The following is a 19936-nucleotide window of genomic DNA, read 5'->3' as shown; positions in this document are numbered from 1 at the left end:
TTTTGGGGCAGATCAGCGCCATTATTACTTCAGGAAACAACTTTCACTTCTTTGCTGAGTGCTTCTAGGAACACATCGGCTTCTTCGATGCGAAGCGCCAAAGAAGGTAACAAACGGAGCGTGTGCTTACCCGCAACACCTGTAAAAATATGATGGTCAAATAAGAGGCTGTTCCGCAAGGTTTCTACCGGGAAATCATACTCGATGCCAATCATCAAACCACGGCCCCGTAGCTCTTTGTAACCGCCAATCTGCTCAATACCTTTCATCAGGTGCTCACCGACTTTGGCCGCGTTGTCAATCAGCGACTCTTCTTTCATGATGTCCAACACGGCAATGGCCGCCCGGCAGGCCAGATGGTTTCCACCAAAGGTAGTTCCGAGCATCCCGTAAGTCGCTTTGAACTTGGGCGAGATGAGCACCCCACCGATTGGGAAGCCATTGCCCATGCCTTTCGCCATGGTAATCAGATCGGGATCGATGCCACTGAATTGATGTGAGAAAAACTGACCAGAACGCCCATAACCGCACTGCACACTATCCAGAATCAGGATGGCTCCTGTTTCATCACAACGGCGGCGGAGAGCTTGCAAAAATTCGTCCGAAGCAACGTTAATCCCGCCTACGCCCTGAATTCCTTCCACAATAACGGCACAGGTTTCGTCGGTGATTCCGTTCTGGGCGGCTTCTACATCGTTGTAAGGCAGAAAAGTAACGTGCTCGTTGTAATTAATCGGCGCAACGATAGCCGGGTTGTCCGTAACGGCCACCGCACCAGCCGTCCGGCCGTGAAATGATTTTTTGAAGGAAACCACTTTGGTCCGGCCATTGTGAAAAGACGCCAGCTTCAGGGCGTTTTCGTTGGCTTCGGCACCCGAATTACACAAAAACAGCGCGTAGTCCGTATAGCCAGATAACGCTCCTAATTTGGTGGCTAATTCTTCCTGCATGGACACCTTCACCGAGTTTGAGTAGAACGAAATCTTACTCAACTGATCGGTCAGAGCCGCCACGTAGTGCGGATGAGTATGCCCTACTGAAATAACCGCGTGGCCACCATACAGGTCCAGATACCGGTCTCCTTTGGTGTCCCACAAATAACTGCCCTGCGCCTTTACCGGCTCAATGTCGTAAAGCGGATATACGTTAAATAGCATCGCTGACTTAAATTATCATGTTCCAGTTCCTTTTAATAACTGGGTGATTCCGTCTAAAATTCCGCAAGTTTACGCATTCCTGCGGTAAATTTTGTTAAAAACAAAAAAAGGAAGCGCATTCGCTTCCTGTCCTCTTGATAAAGTATCCGTTGACGAGTTTCTGGTACCTTAACCCAGTTCAGACATGAATTTCCGGATGATTTTCACGGCCTCTTCCGGCGCTTCTATCATTCCCAGATGGCCCGACGTTTCCAGTACCACAGGCCGGGCGTTTTGTGGCAAATCAAATAAGGCTTCGCTTTTTTCGAAAGGAATTACACTGTCTTCTCTGCCGGCAATGATCAGGACCGGGAAAGAAGCATTTTTCAAAACGCCTGTTCTATCGGGGCGACCGGCAATTGCCTTTACGCCCGCCGCCAGTGCTTCGGCCGGCAAGTTGCTAAATTTTTCAATCAGCACGTCCGTCGCTTCTTGCTTGCTCTTCTTGTAGGAATCGCCCAGCATGTTGGGCATTACCTTTTCAATAAAAACCTTACTCCCCTGCTCTTCCAGCGCCTTGACGTCGCTTTGCCGTTTTTCCTTTTTGGACTCGTCGTCGGCAAACGCTGTCGAATGAAACAACCCCAAACCGAGAATCATCTCCGGATGCTGTTCGGCAAACGCCAGTGCAATGTAGCCCCCCATTGAATGTCCAATGACCACGCAGGAATTAACCTGAGCACCCTGCAAAAGACTATAAAGTCGTTCGGCATAGGCTTCGATGGTTTCATGCTCGGATAAGCGCGAGAAATCCGGCTTGATAATGGAATACTCTCCAGCTAGTTGAGCCACAACATCATCCCAGACCGACGAATCGACGCCGTGACCATGAATGAGCACCAGGGTAGGTTTTGTTTCCATAGTTTTCTTCCCCGTAACGGCGGCCCGTTAAAGTCCCAGGCCGTTTCCAACCTGGGACTTTTATCAAACAATAGATTCTTGATTATCAGGCGACATCCAGCAGGTCAAGCAGGATCAGTACCAAACCGACTACGATACCAATCGATCCTAGCCAGCCAAGACCCGGGATAAAGATCAAGATTAAACCGATGATGGCGATGATTACCCCAAGACGCGTTAAACCACTTACGGCCTGTGCCTTCTTCGTATCTTCCGGTGCGAGGCTCGCCTTAAGTTTTTTATCCATTTTCTTGAGCATCATCCGCTCCATGAAATTGGCTTTTTTCGCCGTAGCTACTTGCTCCGATGCTGCACCCGTTGGTGTAACCGCTGCTTTTTTGCTTGCTTCGGCTAACAGGTTCTGTACGCGGGCAATCCGTTTTTCCAGCTTTTTGCTATCGGCCAGTTTGCCTTCCTTACGAGCGCTTGCTACGGCTTCGTTAAATTGTTTTTCGACTGCTTTTATCTGCTCTTTCTCGGTTGGTTGCGTAGCGGGCTGAGCCACGGCTACGGGAGTTTCGACAGCCGCAATCTGGCTCTCTGCCTGAACCGCTGGTTTTTCTACGGGTGCTTGAGAAACAAAGCGTTCTACAGGCATTTTTTGGTAGGTTGCAACCTGACGGCTACAAGCAGTAAACAAGGTTGTCGTTAGCAATGCATAAACCGACAGTTGGGTAAGCGTTCTCATAGGGGTGACTGGATAGTTAAATATGAAATAATCGTATTTGAAGTCCTAACGCCATAACCCCGTAGTTTGTTAAATCCTTTTTAATAGAAAACCCCGATTTTTTCAAAAAATCGGGGTTTTCGACAATATAAAATTATTTAAATATCAATTAGGCGACTGAGCGGAAGACCTGAAAGGACGATTTACCGAACTTCTCCTGTGCATAATCCAGCGTAACGACGAACTCTTTGATCCCCGCCGATGAAGGCAGTTCAAACATCGCATCGGTAATGATCGACTCACAAATCGACCGCAAACCGCGTGCGCCCAGCTTGTATTCCAGCGCCTGATCAACGATGTAATCCAGGGCAGAGTCGTCCCAGATCAGCTCAATTTCTTCCATCTGGAACAGCTTTTGGTACTGCTTCGTCAGCGCATTTTTAGGCTCGGTAAGGATACGCCGCAGCGCTTCCCGGTTAAGTGGCTCCAGGTGCGTTAAAACAGGCAATCGGCCAATCAATTCGGGAATCAGACCGAACGATTTCAAGTCCTGCGCCGATACGTACCGCATCAGGTGTCCCCGCTCGAGGGAGTCGTGCAGCGGACGAGTTCCGGAAAAGCCCATTGGCCGCGTGTTGATGCGCTTGCCAATGTGGCGATCAATGCCATCAAAAGCCCCTCCGCAAATGAACAGTACGTTCTCGGTATTCAGGGCAATCATTTTCTGGTCGGGGTGCTTGCGACCACCCTGCGGCGGAACGTTTACGACCGAGCCTTCCAGCAATTTCAGCAACGCCTGCTGAACGCCTTCGCCGCTGACGTCGCGCGTGATGGACGGATTATCGGATTTACGGGCTATTTTGTCAATTTCATCAATGTAAACAATACCCCGTTCGGCGTTCTCCAAGTTATAATCGGCAGCCTGTAACAGGCGGGTCAGGATCGTTTCAACGTCTTCACCCACGTAGCCCGCTTCCGTGATTACGGTTGCATCGGCGATACAAAACGGTACTTCCAGCAACTTGGCAATGGTACGAGCCAGGTAAGTTTTACCCGTTCCCGTTTCCCCAACCATGATAATGTTCGATTTTTCAATCTGTACCTCATCGCCCGATTGCGGCTGCATCAGGCGTTTGTAATGGTTATATACTGCCACGGTCATTACCTTTTTGGCTTCGTCCTGGCCAATCACATACTGATCGAGGTATTCTTTCATCGCCAACGGCTTCATCAGATTGAATTTGGGCCGTTCGGTGGAGGTCGATCGTTTAGGGCGGGTTTCTTCCAGCACAACCTGATACCCTTGTTCAATACAATAATTGCAAATGTGGGCATCGATACCCGACAACAGCAACATCACTTCGTTCTTTCGCCGTCCGCAAAATGAGCAACTAATATTTGGCATGTAGCAGTAAAATAACTAACTGTTCTAACGGTTTCTTTACAAGGTATTTTTTGCCGCTGAAGGTTCCGTAAAGGGTGGGATAATTGGCAAAAAAGAACGACCATCCATTCGTTGTCGTCTTACTACAAAGTTATGCTTTTTTTAAGAACCACAGGAATTTAAGCGAAGAACCTTAACGGCTCATTTATGATTCGGCAAGTTATCGCGCCTGAAATCAAGTTTATCAGCTTACCCGGCACTGCTTTATCGACTGATCACAATTTTCTGAACCTGCCGGTCTTTGGCTGTCTGAAGATGTAAAAAATAAAATCCTTCGGGAAGTTCGGCTAAATCAAATCGCTCTATAAACGGTCCGGCTGGGCGCCAAGCCTCCTCCAGAAGCTTTTTAACTTCGCGCCCTTGCGGGTTGAGGAGAACAATCGACAAGGGACCTCCTTCCCTCAATAAATAATCAACCGAAATATCCCTGATAGCCGGATTCGGGTAAACCTGCATCGCCATGGCTTCGTTGCTCCTTTCTTCTCCAGCACTAGCTCGGGCAGCCACGCGACTGCTGGCGGAGGAAAGCACGGTGATGGTGGCCGTTCCGGTCGTGGTGCCGTAACCGCAGGTGTTTCGTACTGCCCGCACCCAGTAGGTCGTTGTCTGCGTCGGTGCATAATTAATCGAAACCTGATTAATTGGCACCGTTATGGGGAAATTTTCACCGCTGCTATTGGTTAGGGTAAGGCTGTATGGCCGGTCGCCCGTGAGCGCAACCGTGAGCGGAGCCGACTGTCCCTGCACAATCGTGGCGTTACCCGAAATGGTGGCGGTAGGCGGTGGACACGAGGTTCGTACGGTAATGGTGGCTGACCCAGAGGTGGTTCCCCGCCCGCACGTATTTCGAATGCCTGAAATCTGGTATGTCGTTGTCGTTGTGGGCGAAACGCTAAGCGTAAACCGATTGATTGTGACGGTCATCGGATAAAATTCGCCGTTGCTGCCCGTTAGGGTCAAACTTAACGGACTCATGCCCGTCAGCATTACATCCAGCGCGGCACCCTGTCCGGGATTGATGGTTGCTCCACCAGAAATGACAGCTGTCGGCGGCGGACACGAGGTGCGCACCGTGATGGTAGCCGTTCCAGAACTCACGCCCGTACCGCAGGCATTTTGTACAGCGGTGACCCAATACGTAGTTGTTTGTGTGGGCGATAAGCTCAGATAAAGCTGATTTTGGTTGGCAGTAAGTGGATATCGTTCGCCGTTGCTCGCGGCCAGTGTCAGGCTCCAAGGCCCACTTTCGGTTAGCGCAATGGCTATTTGCCCCGCCTGTCCGGGATTGATCGTGCCCGTACCTGAAGCAATTGCCGAAGGAAGCTGGCAGTTCTGTCTTAAAGTAACGGCATAATCTTCTGCCTCCCCATTGCCATACAAAAAGCTACAGGGATCGGCAACCGAAGACGGATCTGGGCTTATCAGGTTGGACGTTCGCACCCGCAAGCGGGATGGTCCGGCCGAAAGCGAGGTCGGTACTGTAAACGAAAGCGTCAGGACACTCCCCGACTGCATCCGGGCTTCCGGGGCCAGAATGCGCTCAGAAGCGCTGAAAACACCATCCCGGTTCAAATCAATCCAGACGGCCACATTTTGCTGGCTAACAATCTGGTATTTTCCCGTTAAGGTGATCGAATAGGTGCTGCCAGCCGTCAGGGTAGCCGACTGAATCCGCGTTGAATAATCCGTATAAGAGCCTACCGCAATGCCCGTATTGATGTTGGAAAGTAAGGTCTGCCCCGACTCATCCCGGAGAGTTACGCCGTCGATCCCGTTGTAGGCCGTACTGGTTGAACCCGTGAAAGGCTGGAAATACGCCGGTACACAGTAAACAGTTCCCGGATTGTACTGCACCTGATTACTTAAAGCCTCCGTTCGGGTATTGGCTGGCCGAATCCGGTAATAATAATCGGTATTTGACCTAACATTGGGATCGACAAACCGCCTTTCGGTGGGGACAACACCACCAATAGCGGTAAAGGCATCCGGCGTACTAATTGCTTTTTCGACCAAATATCCCGCTGCATTGCCTGTATTATCCTGCCAAGTCAACACAGCCTGACCGTTGGCCGTCGTTACCGTGAGCGCCGTTGGCGCGGTAGTTGGGCCGGGCGTGAAGGTATAATTTCGATCCGGGCTTGGATTTTGCAACCGGTATGCCAGATAGTCAGCCATGCGCTGGTTCTGACCTGCCGTAAAGCGTGAAGCTGCCGAACGCGAACAGGCCCAACCCGACATTACATTATCCATCATTGGCTGGTATGGGTTTCCCTGAGGATCGAGCACCGTGCCTTTGTACGTGCAGGTTCCATCATCCGAGGAGCTGCCGCCTGGCAAATCCCACGGATCGGCGGGAGTATCACAAAGCTGGTCGCCCGCCGTGGTGCAGTTGGTTCGTGCTACCAATTCTCGCCCCGTCACCGATTCGTAGGGGTGTGCCAGGGAAAAGTGATGGCCAAATTCGTGTGTTAGCAACGCGGGGGATAAATTCGAGGCAGTCAGAAAGACGTGATCACTGCCATAGCCACCATACTCATACCCACCGATGGTGAATCGTCCCGGAATGAAAAGATTGGCCGCCGTTGCCAAACGATAGGTAGTTACCAGCTCGTTATAGTCTGTTTCCCAATTGAAATCGTAAAAGTTGTCGTTGTTGATCAAAGTCGGCGGACCTACCAGAAAAAACTGAATACCGGAGACCAGAAAGCGGGCGTTCATACCGGCAAAGCTACTCAGCAGGCGCGCCACGTCTGCCCCACCGCTCCCGTCACTCCGCCGGATAAAGTGCACTTTCACCGGAACGTAGGTAATGGCTCCGTTAGCTATGCTCTTGGCACTCACACCTTTTAAGCGGGCAATTACGGCGTTTATCTGCTCCTGCTTTTGAGGTGTCTGAGCCGGAGTACCACAATACGATTGAGCCAGTGAGGTTTGTTTAGCTACCAAGTAAATGAGCAACCAAATCCAGTATAGTTTTTTCATAATCTCCTGAGTAAAGTTGAATTCATTTTATCAATTTACTTGTTTGTACAACATATAACAAGATTTGATCAACTTGGTTGCTTACTTGTTGAAAAATAGTCACTATATATTTTCAGTATCCAAAAGTGAATACCCAATAGATTCTGATTTTGCTAAAAAAGTAACAAATGAATTATACAATCTCTGTTTTGAATGGCCCTAAACGCTTGAGGGCAAGACTCTCCCGAATCTTGCCCTCAAGCAACTTTGACTAATAATAGAAACTATACGACCGCTTCCCGGTGAATGATGGCCTGGCGGTCAGGTCCTGTCGAGATAAAGCTAATGGGAATACCAAGCTCAGCTTCCAGAAAATCGATGTAAGCAGCCAGTTCGCCGGGAACTTCATCGAAAGTATGGTAGTTTTCGAGCGTTGTTTTCCAACCTTTAAATTCCTTGTAGATCGGCGTTACATTGGCGTCAATCAAATCGTACGGCAGTTGCTCCGTTACCGTTCCATCCGGAAGCTGGTAATGCGTGCAGACTTTGATGGTATCGAAAATATTCAGTACATCGACTTTCATCATGATTAGCTGCGTTACGCCGTTGATCATGATGACGTATTTCAACGTTGGCAGATCCAGCCATCCGCACCGCCGGGGCCGCCCCGTTGTGGCGCCGAATTCGCGACCTTCAGCCCGCATCCGCTCGCCAGTCTCGTCCGATAGCTCGGTTGGGAAAGGTCCGCTACCCACGCGGGTGCAATACGCTTTGAAAATACCGAATACATCGCCAATCTGACGCGGCGCAATGCCTAGACCGGTGCAGGCTCCCGCCGCCATGGTGCTCGAGCTGGTCACAAATGGATACGATCCGAAATCAATATCCAGCAACGATCCCTGGGCACCTTCGGCCAGAACCTTCTGCCCTGCGGTCAGTGCATCGTTAACATCATACTCGCTATCCACTAACTGAAACTGCTGCATAAATTCGACAGCCGCAAAAAACTCTTCTTCCAGTTGTGGCAAAACGCTCTGGTAATCAAACTGATGATGATCGAGAACCGTTTTATGTGTAGCAACCAGTGTCGCGTATTTATCCCGGAAGTTCACGGATAGAACGTCGCCCACACGCAGTCCCTGCCGGGCTACTTTATCCTGGTAGGTAGGCCCAATACCGCGCAGGGTTGAGCCAATTTTAGCTGCTCCTTTCGCCTGTTCATAGGCCGCATCCAACAAGCGGTGCGTCGGAATGATGATAGACGCCTTCTTGGAGATAAAAAGATTCTGATTCAGGTTCAGATTGTACTTAGCCAGTCCGTCGATTTCCTTTTTAAAAATAATCGGATCAAGCACAACGCCGTTGCCAATGATGTTTTTAATATCCGAACGAAAAATACCCGACGGAATCTGATGCAACACATGTTTGTAGCCATCGAATTCCAGCGTATGTCCGGCATTAGGTCCACCTTGAAAGCGGGCTACTACCTGATACTGCGGCGCCAGTACATCCACAATTTTCCCTTTGCCTTCATCGCCCCATTGAAGGCCCAGTAATACGTCTACCATTTATTTTAAACTGAGATTTAACAGATATAAGCGACTTAACTACGACACTACAGACTCTCCATTAGCTTCCTGCTGTTGAGCCTCTTCAATCATTTGATTGCGATTTTCGCATTTTTCCCGCATGCAGCTCCCGTAAAAAATCAGGGAATGGTGCATAACATTGAATTTCAGCATATCGCCAACCATGCTTTGAATGGTCTGCAAACGTGGATCGCAAAACTCCATTACCTGGTGGCAATCCGTACAAATCAGGTGGTCGTGTTGTTTGTACCCGTACGATTTTTCGTACTGCGCCAGGTTCTTACCAAATTGGTGTTTTGTTACCAAATCGCATTCAACCAATACGTCCAGGGTATTGTAAACCGTAGCCCGGCTCACCTGATATTTTTTATTTTTCATGGAGATGTAGAGCTCATCTACATCAAAATGGTCTTCCCGATTGTATATTTCCTCGAGAATGGCAAAACGTTCGGGGGTTTTCCGAAGGCCTTTGTTTTCCAGATATGCCATGAAAATCTTCTTCGCGGCATCGAGGTTGGCTTGTCTTACTGCAGGCATGATTCCCGTAAGTTTCGGTTTGTAGTTTCGACCGGCTCAGCGACCGGGCAGCTCCGAATTTTGCACTTTCCAGCAACTCGAAACCCGAAACTTTCAATTATTTAGCAAAAATACAATTTTCTTAGTCAAACCGCGCCACTTTAACCACACCGTTCACTTTTTCAAGCTTCCGGATCAGTTCGTCCAGGTGGGCTGTACTATGCACGTATAACTTCAGGTTTCCTTCAAAAATTCCGTCCCGCGTTTCAATCGTGATCGAACGGATGTTGATATGGAGCTCGTTACTAATCACTTTGGTTACGTCGTTGACCAGGCCAAGGCGGTCTGTCCCCGTAATCCGCAGCCCCGCCAGAAACGCCAGATCGCGCTGTGATGTCCATTTGGCTTTAATGATTCGGTTTCCGTGGTTAGACATCAATTCGACCGCGTTGGGGCAGGTTGTCCGGTGAATTTTGATGCCCTCATTGATGGTCACGAAGCCAAAAACGTCATCCCCCGAGATCGGATTGCAACACTTCGCCAGCGTGTAATCAATCTTGTCCATGTCCTCCCCAATGAGCAGCATGTCGGCATCGGCGCGCTCACCGTGAATTCGCTTGAGTTCTTTCTCGAAGGTTTTTCCGTCCTGAATATTATCGGTATTGATTTTATTCAGCCGGTTTTCCTTGTTTTCTTTGGCATCCTTATCCGCTTTAAAGCGTTTCAGCTCCTGGATTTCGATATGCCCTTTACCAATCCGGTAGAAGAAATCATTAACGGTTTTTGAGTTGAAGTAAGCCCGTAGTTGATTCAGCACCTCGTTGTTAACTTCAATCCGCAGAAGCTTCAGCCGTTTGGCGACCATGTCGCGGCCATCCGTTACATACTGCTTATTTTCTTCTTTAATTAAGTCTTTGATCTTGGTTTTGGCCTTCGACGTGACCACAAACCGCAACCAGTCTTCGTTGGGTTTCTGCTTGTTAGAGGTAATAATTTCCACCTGATCGCCGTTATGCAGCACGTGGCTCAAGGGCACCAGCACCGAATTCACTTTGGCAGCCATACAGCGGGCTCCCACCTGCGTGTGGATTTCAAAGGCAAAATCGAGCGCCGTGGCTCCCCGCTGCAATACTTTCAGGTCGCCTTTGGGTGTAAATACAAAAACCTCTTCACTATACAGGTTACTTCGGAAGTCGTCCAGAAACTCAATGGCTCCGGTTTTATCGTTGCTGGCCGTTTCCAGCATATCGCGCACCTGGCTAATCCAGGTTTCAATACCCCGCCCAGTGCTCGTTTCACTTCCTTTGTATTTCCAGTGCGCCGCGTAGCCTTTCTCCGCAATCTCATCCATGCGTTGCGTCCGAATCTGCACCTCCACCCACTGCCCGGCTTTGCTCATGACGGTCGTATGCAACGATTCGTAGCCGTTGGCCCGTGGCGTACTGATCCAGTCTTTAAGCCGATCGGGGTTTGGTTTATAGTGATCGGTAACAATCGAGTAAGCGCGCCAGCACGCCGCTTTTTCCTGTTCTGGTGGCACTTTCAGAATCACCCGAACGGCAAACAAATCATAAATTTCCTCGAACGGCTTTTTCTGTTTGTTCAGCTTGTTCCAGATTGAGTAAATCGATTTGGGACGGCCTTTGACGACAAATGGATAGCTGGTACTTTCCATATCTTCTTCAATGGGCCGAATAAATTGCGAAATAAAACGATCCCGTGAGCTCTTGGTCTCCCGTAGCTTCCGGGCGATGTCTTTGTAGGCAACGGGTTCGGTATACTTCAGGTACAAATCTTCCAGCTCAGATTTTATGGCGTACAGGCCAAGCCGGTGGGCCAGCGGCGCGTAGATATAAATCGTCTCCGAAGCGATTTTCAACTGCTTATCCCGCGGCATTGAGTCCAGCGTCCGCATGTTATGCAAACGGTCGGCCAGTTTCACCAGGATAACCCGGACGTCGTCCGACAGGGTTAGCAGCATTTTTCGGAAATTTTCCGCCTGCTGGGACGTACCGTATTCAAAAATGCCCGAGATTTTCGTCAGGCCATCAATAATCTGTGATACTTTCGTTCCGAAGAGGCGTTCAATGTCCGAAATGGTCATATCCGTATCTTCGACGACATCGTGCAGCAGCGCTGCCACAATGGATGTAGTACCCAATCCGATTTCTTCAACCGCAATTTGCGCAACTGCCAGCGGATGGTAGATATAGGGCTCACCCGATCGCCTGCGCATGGCTTTATGCGCTTCCAGCGACGTATTAAAAGCTTTTTTAATGAGTTTGGCGTCGTTGTCTTTCAACATCGGCTTGGCAGCACGCAACAAGCGCCGGTATCGTTTGAGGATTTCCTTTCGCTCCTGTTCCAGGTCAATAACAGGTTCAACAGTTACATTCATAAGGTGCCCTTCTGGATTGTACTCTAAGCTTGGAAGGTATTACCAATTTAACAAAACCACAACGTCATTCAAAGCTATTTTGCCAAAAAATAAAAGAGGCTTAAGAAAATACTTGTTTATGTGAAATAGAGTTGTACCTTTGCAGCCCGAAACATATTCAAAACAGGCTACCTGATTAGAATAGAAATCGAGCAAATTATCCAGCTACTGGATGCCACTATGCGGGCGTGGCGAAATTGGTAGACGTGCCAGACTTAGGATCTGGTGCCGCAAGGCATGGGGGTTCGAGTCCCTCCGCCCGTACTAACGACAACGAAAGAGTGAAAGAGCGAAAGAGCGAAGCCAATCGCCTTTCATTCTTTCGCTCTTTCACTTTTATAACATAGCGTATCGTGGAAATTGCATTAGATAAGTCGACGGAAACCAATGCTTCGCTGACTATCAAGCTGACGAAGGAAGATTATCAGCCGGAAGTAACCAAAAAGCTAAAGGAATATAGCAAACGGGCTAGCATCAAAGGTTTTCGCCCCGGACACGTTCCGGCCTCGCTCATCCAGAAAATGTATGGCAAAAGTGTTCTGGTGGAAGAAATCAACAACCTGTTGAGCAAAACCGTCAGCAATTATATTCGTGAAAATAAACTTCAGGTAGTAGGCGACCCTCTGCCGGATCGGGACAAGGCCGACCAAATTGATTGGGACAGCCAGTCGGATTTTGAGTTTGTTTATAACCTGGGTATGGCTTCGGATTTTGACGTAGATTTTGCGTCGCTTCCTGCCGTTTCTTCGTTTACCATCGAAGCCGGTGATAAAGAACTGGAAGAAACCATCGATAACCTGCGCAACCAGTTCCATAGCCACGAACACGTTGAGGAAGCCGCCGAAGGCGATATGCTGTACGGCGAACTGAAGCAACTGGGCGGCGAAGGTGCTAACGAAGAAGGTTATGTGCCTTTTGAAACCAAAACGGCGCTGCCGCTGAAGCAAGTTGCTCCTGATGCCCTGGCCCAATTCATCGGTCTGAAAAAGAACGAATCCATTACGTTTGACATCCAGCAGGCCTTTCCTGACGACAAAGCCCGTGCCCACGCTACTGGCCTGAAAGCAGAAGAAGCCGCAGCTTTATCTGGCGAATTTACATTCACCATTGACGATGTTACCCGGAATGTTCCTGCCGAAATCAACGAAGAGTTTTTCGAGAAAGTATTTGGCACTAAAGACGCCGTTGAAAACGAAGAGCAGTTCCGCGAGAAAGTAACGGAAATTATTAAATCCAACTACAACCGCGAAACATCAACGCTGCTGCGCTACGATATCGAGAAAGCGCTGTTGGAAAATATTGAAATCAACCTGCCGGACGCTTTCCTGAAAGACTGGCTTTTGATTACGAACGAAGGAAAAATTACTCCGGAAGAAATCGACCAGCAATACGATGCTTTCACTCGTTCGGTGAAATTGCAATTGATTAAAAACAAAATTGCCGATCAGAACGAAATCAAGGTAGAATTTGCCGACGTACTGGAAGCGACCAAAGGGCTTGTTCGGGAGCAGTTCGGTTTCTACGCTGACAACGAGCAAGTTAACCAGAGTGTTGACCGGATCGCGCAAAATTACCTGATGGACGAAAAAGCGGACAACTATACCAAGATGTTCAACCGCGTATTTGACGATAAAGTAATGGCCTTGATTGAAAGCAAAATTTCAGTTGAACCACAAACCATTACCATCGACGAGTTCAAAGAACGCGCGCAAAATATCCAGCCTGTTCAGGCTTAATTCTTGAAGAGGTTTGACGGTTAAAAGTCGGTGGTAACGCCATCGCACTCTATCCGTCAAACCTCTTTTTATTTAAAACCGATCCGTTCCCGCTCCTGACTTCGGATCGCACTCCAGAGCGCCATTTCTTCGGCTTTCCGTTTCCAGTGCGCTACCTCCAGCCGAAGTTTCTCCAATTCGATTTCCTGTTTTTCGCGTTCCAGTTGCAGCGTTTCCAGTTGATGAAACAAACCGGGGTATAATTCCTGCGGTTGCGGAAGGGCTTCGCCCAATAATTCCTGCATGTTTGTTCCCAGTGCGATGGAAATCTGTTGCAAACGAGATAGCGTTAAATCAGTTTTTCCTCGCTCGATGTCTCCATAAGCGGTCGTCGAAATTCCGAGTATATCGGCCATATTCTCCTGCGAATAGCCTTTTTGTTGACGTAGTTGCCGTATTTGTGCCCCAATGTTCATTGCCTTCTCAAGTAAAACTGATAATATCGCAAGCCGTACTGACTACAATAATAGGAGTAATACAGCATCTTTGTAAAGTAACAATGCCGGGTGGCAGACAGTTCTCTACCCGTTTTGTGAAACCAAGCCCTTTATAATATCGTTGCACTTAAAGTTAAGAAAACAGAAATAGCATGAACTTTGGACAAGAATTCCGCCAGTTTGCCGTCAAGCACATGGGCCTTAATGGGCTGACCGTTGATGGATACGTAAACCACACCGTTGAGAACATGACCCGTTCCGTTATCGAAGAACGGCCAATGAACTTCCGCGAAGTCGACGTGTTTTCGCGGTTGATGGCTGACCGGATCATCTTTATGGGCATGGGTGTTGATGACAATATTGCTAACATCATCGTGGCTCAGCTTCTATTCCTGGAATCAGCGGATCCGAAGAAAGATATCCTGATGTACATCAATAGCCCAGGCGGTTCTGTATACGCAGGTCTGGGAATTTACGACACCATGCAGTACGTTCGTCCTGATGTAGCCACGGTTTGTACCAGCCTGGCCGCTTCGATGGGAGCCGTTCTGCTTTGCGGTGGTGCGGCCGGAAAACGGTCAGCGCTGCCCCACGCCCGCGTTATGATTCACCAGCCATCGGGTGGTGCCCAGGGCCAGTCGGTCGATATCGAAATCACCGCGCGTGAGATTGTGAAGCTCCGCGATGAATTGTATCAGATCCTGGCTGATCACAGTGGCCAGACCAAGGAGCAAATCGAAAAAGATTCTGACCGCGACAAATGGTTCCGTGCCGACGAAGCGAAAGAATACGGTCTGATCGATGAGGTTTTGCGCCGCGATCGCTGAGAAACGCAGATAACAAATGACTAAAAGGCTGGGCAATCGTCCGGCCTTTTTGCTTTATGGAAAGACGTATTTACAGGATAATTGCAGCGCCTGTTGCATTTAATATGTAGCTTTAGGCGTTAATAATTAGGATTAAGCCCTTACTAGTAATCTTCCTAAACAGGATTAATTCATACATAGGAACATGACAGAATCGCTCTTTAATCGCCGTGGCTTTCTGAAGAAAAGTACCCTGGCAACTATGGCCGGGCTGGTAGGTACCAAAATTGCGTTAGCGGAGCAACTGCCAAAAGGTTACCTGCCTTTGGTATTCGACGTAAATCCAATGGCCAGCAAACACAAAGACATGGTGGTCCTGAATGATAAACCGTGGAACGTAGAAGCGCAGGCCCATCTCCTGGACGATGCCGTTACGCCCGCCGACAAAATGTTTATCCGCAACAATGGCCTGATTCCCGAAAAAATCGACGCTGCTACCTGGACGCTAACCATAAACGGCGAATCGGTGAAGGCGCCCAAAACGTATAAACTAAGCGACCTGAAAAAGCGCTTCAAAACCTATACCTACCAGCTGGTTCTCGAATGTGGCGGCAATGGTCGGGCGGGTTATTTTCCGCAAACTGCCGGCAACCAGTGGACTGATGGCGGCATTAGCTGCGCCGAATGGACCGGTGTGCGCTTAAAAGACGTGCTGGCCGACGTTGGAATCAAGGAAGATGCGGTTTACATCGGCTATCACGGCAAAGATTTACACATCAGCCAGGACCCCAACAAAGCGGTTATTTCGCGCGGCGTTCCCATGCGCAAGGCCCTCGAAGACGAAACTCTGCTGGCCTGGGCCATGAATGGCCAGGATATTCCGCTGGTTCACGGCTACCCTCTCCGGCTGGTGGCGGGCGGCTGGCCAGCCTCGGTTTCGGGAAAATGGCTGCATACGATCGCCGTACGCAATAAAGTCCACGATGGAGCCAAGATGACCGGCAAAAGTTATAAAGTACCCATTCATCCCGTCGAGCCGGGTTTTGATCCGCCCGAAAGCGAATTTAAAATCATCGAATCCATGCCCGTGAAGTCGCTGATTACGTTTCCTAAAACGGGCGCTACGCTGGAGCCAGGCCAAACGCTTGCCTTGCGCGGACATGCCTGGGCGGGCGATCGGGCCGTGAAGAAGCTGGAAGTATCTTTCGATTTCGGGGCCACCTGGCAACAGACTAATCTCAAAGCCCCCAAGAACCGCCTGGCGTGGCAGCACTGGAGCACGGAACTTAAATTACCCCAAAAGGGCTATTATGAAATCTGGGCGCGGGCAACCGACGATGCAGGGGTATCGCAACCGATGGTGATGCCACAATGGAATCCGGAAGGATACTGCAACAACGCCTGTCACCGAATCGCCGTGAAAGTTGTCTAATTATTTCTGATTACTGCCAAATGAATACAATAAAGTGGATTCTATGGATTGGCTGTGCAACCTCGGTTTGGCTTTTTCTTTCTGCCTTTGGGCTTAACGAGCCATCCCGCCCAGTTGCCCCTACTCCAACCAGCTTACCCGATAGTCTACAGAAAGATCCTGAAACGGGCCTGATTGTCGATTCGCAGCTGATGTTAGTAAAATCACAATGCACGGCTTGTCATTCCAGTAAGTTAATTTTGCAAAATCGTTTCACGCGTGATGGCTGGAAAGAAAAAATCCGGTGGATGCAGCGCACGCAGAATCTGTGGGACCTGGGCAAGGCCGAACCACCCGTGCTGGATTACCTGGCAAAATATTACGGTCCCGAAGCCAAAACTTTCGACGGTCGTCGCAAACCCGTTCAATCGGTGCAATGGTATAAATTACAATGAGTAAAGAAGCTTACAAATACCTGTTTCAGCAAGAAACGATTTATCGGGTTCCCGAGCCGGAACCGATTATACCCATTATTACCGCAGCGGAACCCCCACCGGCTCCAACCCCACAGATTGTTGTAGAGCCCGAGCAAGCCCCTGCCGCTGAGGTTGCTCCGATTATTACCGAATCGACTCCTGTTCTGCCCGAAGTTACGCAGCCGGTTATTCCGCAGATTAACCAGAAAGTGCTTATTCTGGTCAATGATGATCTGACGCCGAGTGAGCAGATTTTGCTCGAAAACATTCTAAAATCCGTCAACCTTAATCTCGAAGGAGTTGACTTACTGAACTTAACGGGTTCCGGCTTAATCAACCTGCGTCCGGTTTTAGCGAGTAAACGCGTACATCATTTTATTTCGTTTGGCGTTCCGTTCACGGAAATCCGGCTGAATATTACGCTCAATCGCTACGACCCCAAAGAATTAGCCGGTATCACGTTTATGCTGGCCGACCCGCTCTCGGCCATTGAAGCAGATCGGGCGCTGAAACGCCAGTTATGGCTCTCGCTACAGCAGATTTTTCAGAATGCCTGATATTTATTTGATCCTTATTGGTCATGCTGACTCAATGCTTTTTAGGGCTAACAGGTCTGTTTTTTTGGGGCATACAGCTAAATATAGGCAGTTAAGCAATATTTTCGCGACACATTAAGTTTTACGCATATATTTTGTCCTACACCACGCAAACAGTATGGCTTTATTTGATCCCTTAAAAAGTCTTTTCCGGCCTGCTGTTACGCCCCCAGAGCCCGAAAGCTGGGTTCCTGTTCCAGAACGGACAGCCACTCCCCCAGCCCCGAGTGGCCCGGAGCAACCAAGCGTTGCGGCAACGCCCGTCGAGTTTACTTCTGATTATCAGCCCTTGCCCGACGAAGCCCTGCCCGATTGGCTGGAAGATGTGAATTTACTGCGTGATGAAGGCGTTTTATACGGCTTGTCAGAATCGCCACCCGACGAGAAAACACTCATCATCCGTACGTATTTTCAGCGCCAGACCGCCCCTTTAGAGCAGGAAATCGAGCAGCATAACGAGCGAATCGGAGAACTCAATCTCTTTATTGGCGAAAAAGAAGACCGCATTCATTCACTGCGGACCAAACTCGCTCAGTTGGAAGCCCAGCGGCCTGAGGGTGAACACCAGCTTCCCCGGACGCTCATTGGCCTTGCGTTTTCTGTAGTCATGTGTGTCGGCAATTATTACCTGATCGAAGAAACACTGCGCCCCGCCTTCCAGGATAGCCGACCGATTTCGATTGGGCTTTTTCTGGCGGGCATGTTCAGCCTTTTCAACCGCACGTCTGTTTTCCACGAGGCCGGTGCGCGCATGACATTCCGCCGCCTACTGGAAGAAATGGGTTTACCTTTTGCCGCGTCCTTGTTTTTGTTGGTACAGGCTTGGCAAACGCAGTCTGCCGGAAAGGCCATTGCCTTGTCTATTTTCATTTTCTTCTTGTTTCTTTTCGCCGGGAAACTGCTACTAGGTACATTGACCGTGCTTCGAAATGATCTTCGTTTCTGGTCGCAGGGCCGGAAGCTGGAAAGCGAAAAAAAGCACCGTTCAGAAGCTTGGGAAGGAGAAATTCAGCAGCTGACTACCGAAATTGATCAGCTACGCGTGCAGAAATGGCAGGTAATTCCGGTCTTAAACCGTGCCGAAGCAGAGCGCAACCGGGCGAATGCCCGCCGTGATATGCTGATTCACCAGTTTGAAAGTGAGTACAATCTGGCCCGTAGCCTGCGCAATCGCCTAACGGAAGCCCAACGCCGAATCATTCGGGGCGACTAATTGTTATAGCTACTGTGTCATTCTAATCCTCAGTAAAATCCTCATGCCAAACCTTTTCCTGAACAGCTAATTAATTAGGACCAGATGAACGAACAACAGCAGCCCAACAATAGCGGCGACTTTCAGCATGGTTACACCAGCGGCGTTGAGGGAGTAGACCGGCAGACCTACGAAGGCTATTTGTCTAGCCAGGTGAGCGATGAATGGATTGTAGAGCGGGTGGAAGAAAAGCGGGGCGAAATCCGGGAAATCAACCAGACGGTGGCCGAGGCAGCCGAAAAGCGGAAAACGGCCTTTGATCGCTTGCAGGAACACCTGTTGAAAACCAATCTGGCCGCTCAGGAAACCGATAAACTAGAGAAAGACCTAGCAGCGGTAGAAACGGAACGAACAAGCCTCAAAGAGCGGCGGCAATCGGCTTCCTCGGATTATTCGCTGCTGGCCGGATTGATTTTTCTGGCGGCGGGGATCAGCTTCGTGGCGGGTGATTTGATCATCTCCCACGAAATTGTGGCGTACGCCCTTAACATTCGGAATAACGTCGAAGCGTGGATGTTTGCGGTCGGTCTAGCGATGGTTTCGATTCTTCTTAAGCCCGTCTATGACCGACTTATTGAAGAACCTTACGTAAATGAAGCTTCGCCGGAAGCCATTAGGCGCTACGGCTGGTTTAAAACGGGGCTGGCTATCTTGTCTGTCGTTACGCTGATGATTTTGGGTTGGTTCCGATACGAAGCTTACCGGACGGATAAGCTGAAAGAAGCCATCAACAAAAGCATCAAAAACATTCAGCTAAATGCCGTCGATCCGGCAAACCTCAATCCCATAGCGGACCCGGCAACACTGCGGAAAATCGAGCAACAGTTGCAGCAATCCGACGAATTGAACCTGCAATTGGTCAATAGCCCGATGGCCTTGCTGTCGTTTATCCTGAGTGGACTTCTGTTTGCGTTGGCGGGTGCGGTTTGTTTGGGTATTGCCTTGCCGGTTTTGCAAAGCTACTGGTTCCGCTGGCTACAGATTGACCCTCGTTTGTGGCGGCTGAAACGCCGCACCAAGCGGCTCAATAAAGTACATCGGGAAGCCCAGCTTGAATTGTCAAAACAACTGACGCAGAAAAATATTCTGGAGCATGACCTAGACATGCTGCCTTCTATTGACGAGTTGAAAAAGCGGAAGGAACAGTTAATTGGCGAGATCGACCAGTTTCTTTACGAAGCAAAGCTGGCCCGTACCGATAGCCGAATTGCGTCTTTCAATGATGGTTACGAAAAAGGCCACGCCGCGCGGCAAGCGATGACCGATGAAGAGTTTAAGCAGGTTCGGAACGGTTTTTTCACGACCTCCAACCTGGCTAGCAAAGCGCGCTCATCGTCGCCTGAAAGCCCCGCCTCGACGAACTCGCGGGTAGGTAACAACGGGCTGCGGCCCCACCAGGCCATTCGAAAATATGTTTCGGATGATTTTGATAAGGAAATATAAAGTAACTGGCCCGAACATAGCCATTTAGGC

16 protein-coding genes and 1 tRNA gene are annotated in these 19936 nt (G+C 49.4%); 8 read left to right on the top strand and 9 right to left on the bottom strand.

Annotated elements, in window-relative coordinates; genetic code table 11:
• Positions 1 to 29: 29 nt before the first annotated feature.
• The 8 genes from L0Y31_RS10360 to L0Y31_RS10325 all read right to left on the bottom strand — a co-directional run bounded on the left by L0Y31_RS10360 (position 30) and on the right by L0Y31_RS10325 (position 11671).
• Complete coding sequence (locus tag L0Y31_RS10360) at positions 30 to 1157, bottom strand: aspartate aminotransferase family protein (RefSeq protein WP_234737061.1); 1128 nt, start codon at positions 1155 to 1157, stop codon at positions 30 to 32.
• A 168-nt stretch (positions 1158 to 1325) separates the two neighbouring features.
• Positions 1326 to 2057, bottom strand: a complete 732-nt coding sequence (locus L0Y31_RS10355) for an alpha/beta fold hydrolase (RefSeq protein WP_234737060.1) — start codon at positions 2055 to 2057, stop codon at positions 1326 to 1328.
• Positions 2058 to 2142: 85 nt separating this feature from the next.
• Positions 2143 to 2784, bottom strand: a complete 642-nt coding sequence (locus L0Y31_RS10350) for a hypothetical protein (protein WP_234737059.1) — start codon at positions 2782 to 2784, stop codon at positions 2143 to 2145.
• Positions 2785 to 2932: 148 nt separating this feature from the next.
• The gene (gene clpX, locus L0Y31_RS10345; RefSeq protein ID WP_234737057.1) at positions 2933 to 4168 is read right to left on the bottom strand and encodes an ATP-dependent Clp protease ATP-binding subunit ClpX; all 1236 of its coding nucleotides are present in this window, start codon (positions 4166 to 4168) and stop codon (positions 2933 to 2935) included.
• Between the two features lie 243 nt (positions 4169 to 4411).
• Entirely contained in the window at positions 4412 to 7189 is a 2778-nt protein-coding gene (locus L0Y31_RS10340; protein ID WP_234737056.1) for a GEVED domain-containing protein, read from the bottom strand.
• Between the two features lie 263 nt (positions 7190 to 7452).
• Entirely contained in the window at positions 7453 to 8736 is a 1284-nt protein-coding gene (locus L0Y31_RS10335) for an adenylosuccinate synthase (RefSeq protein ID WP_234737054.1), read from the bottom strand.
• 39 nt (positions 8737 to 8775) lie between these two features.
• Positions 8776 to 9294, bottom strand: a complete 519-nt coding sequence (locus L0Y31_RS10330; protein ID WP_234737053.1) for a Fur family transcriptional regulator — start codon at positions 9292 to 9294, stop codon at positions 8776 to 8778.
• A 121-nt stretch (positions 9295 to 9415) separates the two neighbouring features.
• Positions 9416 to 11671 (bottom strand): RelA/SpoT family protein, encoded by a 2256-nt coding sequence (locus L0Y31_RS10325; protein WP_234737051.1) that lies wholly within the window; start codon positions 11669 to 11671, stop codon positions 9416 to 9418.
• 221 nt (positions 11672 to 11892) lie between these two features.
• Between L0Y31_RS10325 and L0Y31_RS10320 the strand changes: the two genes are divergently transcribed.
• Both L0Y31_RS10320 and tig read left to right on the top strand, forming a co-directional pair.
• Positions 11893 to 11974, top strand: a tRNA-Leu gene (locus tag L0Y31_RS10320).
• Between the two features lie 89 nt (positions 11975 to 12063).
• A complete protein-coding gene (gene tig, locus L0Y31_RS10315) occupies positions 12064 to 13446 on the top strand; it encodes a trigger factor (protein WP_234737050.1) in 1383 nt (460 codons plus the stop codon).
• A 68-nt stretch (positions 13447 to 13514) separates the two neighbouring features.
• Here the strand turns inward: tig and L0Y31_RS10310 are convergent, their stop codons facing one another.
• Positions 13515 to 13901, bottom strand: coding sequence for a helix-turn-helix domain-containing protein (locus L0Y31_RS10310; protein ID WP_234737048.1), 387 nt, complete (start codon positions 13899 to 13901; stop codon positions 13515 to 13517).
• Between the two features lie 173 nt (positions 13902 to 14074).
• On the opposite strand from L0Y31_RS10310, the gene L0Y31_RS10305 reads away from it, so the two are divergent.
• The 6 genes from L0Y31_RS10305 to L0Y31_RS10280 all read left to right on the top strand — a co-directional run bounded on the left by L0Y31_RS10305 (position 14075) and on the right by L0Y31_RS10280 (position 19906).
• A complete protein-coding gene (locus L0Y31_RS10305; RefSeq protein ID WP_255773027.1) occupies positions 14075 to 14749 on the top strand; it encodes a ClpP family protease in 675 nt (224 codons plus the stop codon).
• Positions 14750 to 14933: 184 nt separating this feature from the next.
• On the top strand, positions 14934 to 16160 hold the full coding sequence (locus L0Y31_RS10300) for a sulfite oxidase (protein ID WP_234737047.1): 1227 nt from the start codon (positions 14934 to 14936) through the stop codon (positions 16158 to 16160).
• 20 nt (positions 16161 to 16180) lie between these two features.
• A complete protein-coding gene (locus L0Y31_RS10295; RefSeq protein ID WP_234737046.1) occupies positions 16181 to 16594 on the top strand; it encodes a hypothetical protein in 414 nt (137 codons plus the stop codon).
• Entirely contained in the window at positions 16591 to 17172 is a 582-nt protein-coding gene (locus tag L0Y31_RS10290) for a hypothetical protein (RefSeq protein ID WP_234737045.1), read from the top strand. Before L0Y31_RS10295 ends, L0Y31_RS10290 begins: the two co-directional genes overlap by 4 nt.
• Positions 17173 to 17329: 157 nt before the next feature.
• Entirely contained in the window at positions 17330 to 18424 is a 1095-nt protein-coding gene (locus tag L0Y31_RS10285; RefSeq protein ID WP_234737044.1) for a hypothetical protein, read from the top strand.
• Positions 18425 to 18508: 84 nt separating this feature from the next.
• Positions 18509 to 19906: a hypothetical protein gene (locus L0Y31_RS10280; RefSeq protein ID WP_234737043.1), complete on the top strand. Its 1398-nt coding sequence runs from the start codon at positions 18509 to 18511 to the stop codon at positions 19904 to 19906.
• Positions 19907 to 19936 lie beyond the last annotated feature (30 nt).

Source organism: Tellurirhabdus bombi (assembly GCF_021484805.1).
Classification (GTDB): domain Bacteria; phylum Bacteroidota; class Bacteroidia; order Cytophagales; family Spirosomataceae; genus Tellurirhabdus; species Tellurirhabdus bombi.
The sequence above is the reverse complement of the archived record's forward strand: the minus strand, read 5'-3'. Positions and strand labels throughout refer to the sequence as shown.

Excerpts from the sequence above, each read along its gene's own strand:
- L0Y31_RS10360 (WP_234737061.1), bottom strand. The coding sequence starts at position 1,157 with ATGCTATTTAACGTATATCCGCTTTACGACATTGAGCCGGTAAAGGCG.
- L0Y31_RS10355 (WP_234737060.1), bottom strand. The coding sequence starts at position 2,057 with ATGGAAACAAAACCTACCCTGGTGCTCATTCATGGTCACGGCGTCGAT.
- L0Y31_RS10350 (WP_234737059.1), bottom strand. The coding sequence starts at position 2,784 with ATGAGAACGCTTACCCAACTGTCGGTTTATGCATTGCTAACGACAACC.
- clpX (WP_234737057.1), bottom strand. The coding sequence starts at position 4,168 with ATGCCAAATATTAGTTGCTCATTTTGCGGACGGCGAAAGAACGAAGTG.
- L0Y31_RS10340 (WP_234737056.1), bottom strand. The coding sequence starts at position 7,189 with ATGAAAAAACTATACTGGATTTGGTTGCTCATTTACTTGGTAGCTAAA.
- L0Y31_RS10335 (WP_234737054.1), bottom strand. The coding sequence starts at position 8,736 with ATGGTAGACGTATTACTGGGCCTTCAATGGGGCGATGAAGGCAAAGGG.
- L0Y31_RS10330 (WP_234737053.1), bottom strand. The coding sequence starts at position 9,294 with ATGCCTGCAGTAAGACAAGCCAACCTCGATGCCGCGAAGAAGATTTTC.
- L0Y31_RS10325 (WP_234737051.1), bottom strand. The coding sequence starts at position 11,671 with ATGAATGTAACTGTTGAACCTGTTATTGACCTGGAACAGGAGCGAAAG.
- L0Y31_RS10310 (WP_234737048.1), bottom strand. The coding sequence starts at position 13,901 with ATGAACATTGGGGCACAAATACGGCAACTACGTCAACAAAAAGGCTAT.
- L0Y31_RS10305 (WP_255773027.1), top strand. The coding sequence starts at position 14,075 with ATGAACTTTGGACAAGAATTCCGCCAGTTTGCCGTCAAGCACATGGGC.
- L0Y31_RS10300 (WP_234737047.1), top strand. The coding sequence starts at position 14,934 with ATGACAGAATCGCTCTTTAATCGCCGTGGCTTTCTGAAGAAAAGTACC.
- L0Y31_RS10295 (WP_234737046.1), top strand. The coding sequence starts at position 16,181 with ATGAATACAATAAAGTGGATTCTATGGATTGGCTGTGCAACCTCGGTT.
- L0Y31_RS10290 (WP_234737045.1), top strand. The coding sequence starts at position 16,591 with ATGAGTAAAGAAGCTTACAAATACCTGTTTCAGCAAGAAACGATTTAT.
- L0Y31_RS10285 (WP_234737044.1), top strand. The coding sequence starts at position 17,330 with ATGGCTTTATTTGATCCCTTAAAAAGTCTTTTCCGGCCTGCTGTTACG.
- L0Y31_RS10280 (WP_234737043.1), top strand. The coding sequence starts at position 18,509 with ATGAACGAACAACAGCAGCCCAACAATAGCGGCGACTTTCAGCATGGT.